The sequence below is a fragment of the Dysgonomonas sp. 520 genome (genome assembly GCF_010501095.1).
GTDB lineage: Bacteria > Bacteroidota > Bacteroidia > Bacteroidales > Dysgonomonadaceae > QVMP01.
In genome coordinates, this window is the sequence record NZ_QVMP01000047.1 from 1 (window position 1) to 5,960 (window position 5,960).

The window sequence follows — 5,960 nt, forward strand, 5'->3', positions numbered from 1 at the left end:
CGGGAAATGCGACATGGCAAGTAAATGTGGGTAATCAGAATTCTTTATATCGGAAATTTGCAGCTGCCACAGCCAAGGATGTATCTCTTCCGGGAAATACAGTCGTTGCTTTCCCCGGTATAGGAACTTATACAGCTCAAAATTCAGGGAAGTATCAGGTTTTTTATCACTCTTTTTTGTATTCAGCTACTGCAGGTATGAAATCTTTTTATTTCAATATTCAAAGAAATGGTACATCTATTTCAAGTGATGAAACATATGCTTATGTTGCTATCGGTTCTTGGTTCAACACTCATTATTCCACGGTGGTTTCTTTAAATGCCGGAGATGTTATATCTTTTTCAATTCGGACTCTAGTTGGAGCACCACTTGTAATAACCAGTAGTAATGCTTTCAGAAATACTATCGAAGTCATTTTCTTGGGGATATAACAAGTTCAAAACTATATTAGGGCAAACGCATCAAAATTTTGAGACATTTGCCCTATCTTTTTTTTAAATCATCTGCTTCTTTTCACCACAAATCGTTCAGAATCTTGGCTAGCCGTAACCCGGCCTTTTGTAGTTGAGAGTCGACTATCGGACGAACAATAAAATTATAATCGTAAGACAATCTCGATCCGTAAGGACTTATCTCATAAACCCTGTTTGCTATATTGTGCGAATCGTAGAGCCAATCTTCCAAAGTCCCTTTTTGAATGGCTTTCTTTTCGTCTTTGGTCAACACATTCAATACTGTGGCATATTCCGTATAACTGTATTTTTCGAAATCAACCAGAGCCGAATCCCAAAGCGAATGAAGATTTGTCTCCCTGTCGAACCAATAGACCTTTATCCTATTTCCGCCCAAATCATCGGCTCGCCCTGTGTGCATGGGTTGGTGCATGTCTCCTACAAGATGAATCAGAAATATGAGTGCGATTTTCCGGTCTTCCTTGCGGTTATTCTTGTCTTTAAGAATAGTCAATAGTTTTGGTATCTCGCTGTATACATTATCCTTTTCTATGTCTTTAATGAAAGCATTGAAATTGTTTCTTTCCATATTGGCAGGCATGTTCACATAGTGCCATATCGAAGTATGCTTCCATGTATTCAAAGTATCCGATTTAATGAAATCCGCCCAATTTGCCCAATAAGCCAGATGTTGCTTGTCGAACAGCTTATCTACTTGCTTTTTCGCTTTCTTATTCAGATTTCTTTGAGCTATTTCGGTAATCACCCGGTGCCCGGTTGTTCCCCATGCAATCAAATCGGATGGAAAGCCGCATAAAAACAGACCTAAAGAAGCCAATAGGAATAATCTTTTCATACTCATAACAGGTTTACAATATATCAATACAATCTTCCAAATGTACACCTCTCGACCCTTTTATCAAAATATATTGGTCTTTTAATGGATGTTCCGTCAAATAATCTTTCAGCGAGCTGCTGCTTTCATAGTAAGGATAATGATACCTGTCTACTTTTCCAAAATTCTCCCCCACCAAAAACACATTGCTGAAATTGTGTTGAGCAATATAGTCAACCACTTTCTGGTGCTCTATTTCGCTATTCATACCCAACTCTTTCATCTCTCCTATTATGAGGCTTTTATTTTTCACATTCATGTGCGAAAAATTGTCCAAGGCAGCCTGCATGCTGGTCGGGTTTGCATTATATGCGTCCACAATAAGCATATTGCTGTTGGTCTGCTTCAACTGCGACCTGTTATTGTTTGGCTCATAATTTTCTATGGCATTGGTAATGTATTCTGCTTTCACCCCGAAATATCTACCCACGGCAATTGCAGCTAAAGCGTTGGGAAGATTATAGTTGCCTATCAACTTTGTTTGGACTATATAATGCGAATCGACAAATTTCCACTGAAACTTCAAGTATGGATTACATTCCAATATTTGCCCCGAAACGAACAAGTCTTCTTCCAATCCGTAATAAACACAAGTTATATTTTCAGATATACTACGCAGTTTTTCATTATCATAGTCTATAAAGATAAGCCCATTGTTGCGCTTACGAATATACTCATACAGTTCGCCTTTCGCTTTCAGTATATTTTCAACCGAGCCAAACCCCTCTAAGTGAGCCTGCCCTATATTGGTTATGATGCCGTAATTCGGTTCGGCTATCAGGGCCAGTTCATGAATTTCCGAAATATGGTTTGCCCCCATCTCCACAACTGCTATATCATGCTTTCTGTTTAAACGCAACAAGGTAAGAGGTACGCCAATGTGGTTGTTCAGATTACCTTCGGTGTATAGAACATTGTATTGTTGCCCCAAAACGGAAGCCACAAGTTCTTTTGTAGTTGTTTTTCCGTTTGTTCCTGTTATAGCAATTATTGGAGTTGTCAATTGGTTCCGATGATAATTGGCCAAATCTTGCAAAGCCTTCAATACATCGTCGACAAGCAACATTCGTTCATCCACAGCATATTCTTTTTCGTCAATCACCGCATAGCTGCAGCCCATATCCAATGCTTTTTGCGCATATTGGTTTCCGTTGAAGTTTGCACCTTTCAAAGCGAAGAAAATTGCACCTTCTACAATTTTTCGAGTGTCAGTTGTTACTTGGGGATGTTTTTTAAAGATTTCGTACAATTTATTTATGTCCATGTTGAAACTGCATAAAATTTATAGGTCTGTTTATTAAAACACAAAATCATCTTTATTTGTTTATTCTCCGAGGCATGAAATAAAGATTATTTGCTATGAGTATTTTTCATCTCGAAAACTTTTTTCTCTATTTTTCGTTTTAACACTCTAAATATACCATAAATATGGTATTTTCGGGGTACAAAATAGCAACTATCTTTGCATAAAAAGAAATAATTATAAAAAATTAATATTATGAATAAGATCGCCAGAAAACTGACTGACTTAATTGGAAACACTCCGCTATTAGAGTTGTCTAATTTCGAAAAAAAACATGGAATTGATGCCACCATTATCGCAAAACTGGAATATTTCAATCCTTTATCGAGTGTTAAAGATCGTATTGCCAATGCAATGATAGAAGACGCCGAAAATAAAGGTATTTTGAAGGCCGACAGCGAGATAATAGAACCTACAAGTGGAAACACCGGCATCGGGTTGGCATTTGTTGCCGCCGCAAAAGGCTACAAGCTGACTCTAACCATGCCCGAAACGATGAGCATAGAAAGGCGCAACCTGCTGAAAGCATTGGGAGCTAACATTGTTCTGACTCCCGGGCCCGAAGGAATGAAAGGAGCGATAGCCAAAGCCGAGGAACTTCAAAAAGAGAATCCGAAGGCTATTATATTGCAACAGTTTGTCAATCCTGCCAATCCTGCCATTCACAAAAAAACAACAGCAGAAGAGATTTGGAGAGATACGGACGGCGATGTTGATATATTTGTTGCAGGAGTAGGTACGGGAGGAACGGTAAGCGGCGTGGGCGAAGTTTTGAAACAACGCAACCCCAAAGTACAGATAGTTGCCGTGGAACCTGCCGAATCGCCTGTTTTGTCGGGAGGCAATGCGGCTCCACACAAAATACAAGGTATTGGCGCAGGCTTTATTCCTAAAACATACGACGCCGGCGTGGTAGACGAAGTTTTTCCTGTAAGTGGAGACAATGCCATCCGCACATCACGCGAATTGGCACAAGAAGAAGGTTTGCTGGTCGGCATTTCATCCGGAGCAGCAGTTTATGCCGCTCTTGAGCTAGCTAAACGGACTGAGAACAAGGGTAAAAAGATCGTGGCTATCTTGCCCGACACGGGCGAACGCTATCTATCGACTGTTTTATATGCCTTTGAAGAATATCCTTTATAAAAACCGAAAAGCGGGTGTTCCAAAAGACATTGAAATTTACTTTTGGGACACCCGCTTTGCTTATATTTTCTTACAAATACTCGGATTAAAATATCAAATTCACCCCAAGCGAAAACTGATTCATATTTAACCCAAGTTCGAATGTTTCCGTCTTATAATGATCACCTGATTTACCTTGCGAATAGCCTAAGAAGCCGAATTTACCTATCAACGACACCTTGTCTGAAATGCTGATAGCTACACCCGGAGTAATACCAACTTCAAATTCATGAAGCCTGTCACCTGCTCCTTTTTCTTTCGAGTTGATGTACTTCACACCTCCATCAAGAAACAGTCCACCAATATCACCTTTCAAGAATGTATAACGAACAAAAGGAGCGATAGCGAAGCCTTTTTGATTCGTTACAAATATATCTCCCATTCCATCAACATCCAAAGCCTCTTGATGAGAGTAACCCAAATTGACACCTATCCCAAAGTTTTCGTTCAAAACGTATCCAAACTCGGGTAAGATGGTATAATCGGTCATTCTATCAAATCCTTTTATTTTTGTTGTTGAAAAACCTACGTTGCCTCCAACCCATATCTGACCTACATCTTGTGCATTTGCTGTTACTGCTCCAAAAACAAGAGCAATCGCTAAAAATAGTTTTTTCATAGAAATAATTTTAATTACAAATTTTATAATAGAATTGTTTTGTTTGCTAAATTTTTAACAAAATTAAAAATAAATAAGACTAAACATACTATCCGAAGACAAAATTTCATTTACAACCATTTTTATCTCGGCTTCTGATATTTTATTTATCTTTTCGTATATTTCTTCCCTGCTGTCGAAATGGTTGTAATGCAGAAAACTCTTTCCTAATGCCAAAGCCACGTTTTCATTGTTATCGTTGCTTACTCCCACTTGCCCCAAGACCTGCTTCTTAGCCGCTGCTAGTTGAGACGAGGTTAACTGCGTGTTACGCAATATATCCAACTCCCTGTTAACCAGCTTCAGACATTTCTCAACATTTTTCTCGTCCGTGCCAAAATAGATGGACAAGAATCCTGTGTCAGTATAAGATGTGATACTCGATTCCACGTTATACACATAACCTTTTTTTTCCCTGAGCGACAAGTTCAACCGGCTGCTCATACACGGCCCCCCAAGAATATTATTCATCAAATACAAGGCAGTCCTTTTTTCGTTGTACATATCGTAAGCGATAGCTCCCAGAATGACATGTACCTGCGATGTATCTTTGCTGACTTTCATTTTTTGAGGCTGATTTTTCATCGGCTTCTCTCTCTCGTGAACAAACGAATCGGAACCAACTCCTGACAAAATCTTCTCTGCCGATTTAACTATCTTGGCAAAATCAGTCTTTCCCATCGAAAAGAAAACAATATTTTCGGGTGTATAGTATCTTTCGATAAAATCTTTCGCTTTACCGGTATCGAACGACATAAGAGATGTTTCACTACCTAATATATTGTGCCCCAATGACGAATATTTGAAAATAAGGTTTTCAAATTCATCATATATCAATTCCGACGGACTGTCTTCGTAGGAGTGTATTTCGTCTATAATGACCTCCACTTCTTTATCTATCTCGCTTTGAGGAAATTCCGAGTTAAACATCATATCAGACATTAGTTCAAATGCCCGCTCAAAGTGTTCTTCCAAAAAAACGGAGTATAACACAGTTTCCTCTTTATTGGTAAATGCGTTCAACTCTCCACCCACACTTTCTATGCGGTTGATAATCTGTCGGGACGACCTTTTCTTTGTTCCTTTAAACAGCATGTGCTCTATGAAGTGAGCCATGCCATGCTCGTCGTCTCTTTCGTCCCGAGTTCCGACATTAATTATGAATCCGGCGTAAGATACTGCTCCGTTATGAGGTTTATGCACTATCCTCAGTCCATTGGGCAGTGTATGTGAAAAATATTCTGACATTCGGGTAATCCTTGTTTCGTATAATAAATCTCCTGCAACTCCATGCTAATCGTGGAGCGTCGTGCAAATATATGGAAATAAATTTAGAGCCTGCCCAAATTTCTAATGAAAGAGATTTCGGAGGATAGTTTCTTTTTTATGTACAAACTTATTCCTTTTCTTAGAAATTTTTATATCTTTGTAGTCTGATAATGAGACAATGAGAGCCTCCGTCACTTACAG

Annotated in this window: 6 protein-coding genes; 2 read left to right on the forward strand and 4 right to left on the reverse strand. The window is 39.0% G+C overall.

Annotated elements, in window-relative coordinates; translation table 11 throughout:
- Window positions 1-431 (forward strand): hypothetical protein (locus D0T56_RS16275; RefSeq protein ID WP_163321225.1); only part of this gene is annotated, 431 nt, incomplete at its 5' end.
- A gap of 82 nt (window positions 432-513) precedes the next feature.
- Here D0T56_RS16275 and D0T56_RS16280 read toward each other — a convergent pair.
- Entirely contained in the window at window positions 514-1,308 is a 795-nt protein-coding gene (locus D0T56_RS16280) for a S1/P1 nuclease (RefSeq protein ID WP_221412369.1), read from the reverse strand.
- 13 nt (window positions 1,309-1,321) lie between these two features.
- Window positions 1,322-2,611 (reverse strand): UDP-N-acetylmuramoyl-tripeptide--D-alanyl-D-alanine ligase, encoded by a 1,290-nt coding sequence (murF, locus tag D0T56_RS16285; protein ID WP_163321227.1) that lies wholly within the window; start codon window positions 2,609-2,611, stop codon window positions 1,322-1,324.
- Between the two features lie 234 nt (window positions 2,612-2,845).
- Here murF and cysK point away from each other — a divergent pair, with 234 nt between their 5' ends.
- Entirely contained in the window at window positions 2,846-3,793 is a 948-nt protein-coding gene (gene cysK, locus D0T56_RS16290; protein WP_163321228.1) for a cysteine synthase A, read from the forward strand.
- An 85-nt stretch (window positions 3,794-3,878) separates the two neighbouring features.
- Here cysK and D0T56_RS16295 read toward each other — a convergent pair whose 3' ends face one another.
- Both D0T56_RS16295 and D0T56_RS16300 read right to left on the reverse strand, forming a co-directional pair.
- Entirely contained in the window at window positions 3,879-4,451 is a 573-nt protein-coding gene (locus D0T56_RS16295) for an outer membrane beta-barrel protein (RefSeq protein WP_163321229.1), read from the reverse strand.
- A gap of 63 nt (window positions 4,452-4,514) precedes the next feature.
- Window positions 4,515-5,738 (reverse strand): pitrilysin family protein, encoded by a 1,224-nt coding sequence (locus tag D0T56_RS16300; protein WP_163321230.1) that lies wholly within the window; start codon window positions 5,736-5,738, stop codon window positions 4,515-4,517.
- Window positions 5,739-5,960: the final 222 nt, after the last annotated feature.

Bases quoted from the DNA above. Each gene is read 5' to 3' on its own strand.
- cysK (WP_163321228.1), top strand. From the start codon at position 2,846: ATGAATAAGATCGCCAGAAAACTGACTGACTTAATTGGAAACACTCCG.
- murF (WP_163321227.1), bottom strand. From the start codon at position 2,611: ATGGACATAAATAAATTGTACGAAATCTTTAAAAAACATCCCCAAGTA.
- D0T56_RS16300 (WP_163321230.1), bottom strand. From the start codon at position 5,738: ATGTCAGAATATTTTTCACATACACTGCCCAATGGACTGAGGATAGTG.
- D0T56_RS16295 (WP_163321229.1), bottom strand. From the start codon at position 4,451: ATGAAAAAACTATTTTTAGCGATTGCTCTTGTTTTTGGAGCAGTAACA.
- D0T56_RS16280 (WP_221412369.1), bottom strand. From the start codon at position 1,308: ATGAAAAGATTATTCCTATTGGCTTCTTTAGGTCTGTTTTTATGCGGC.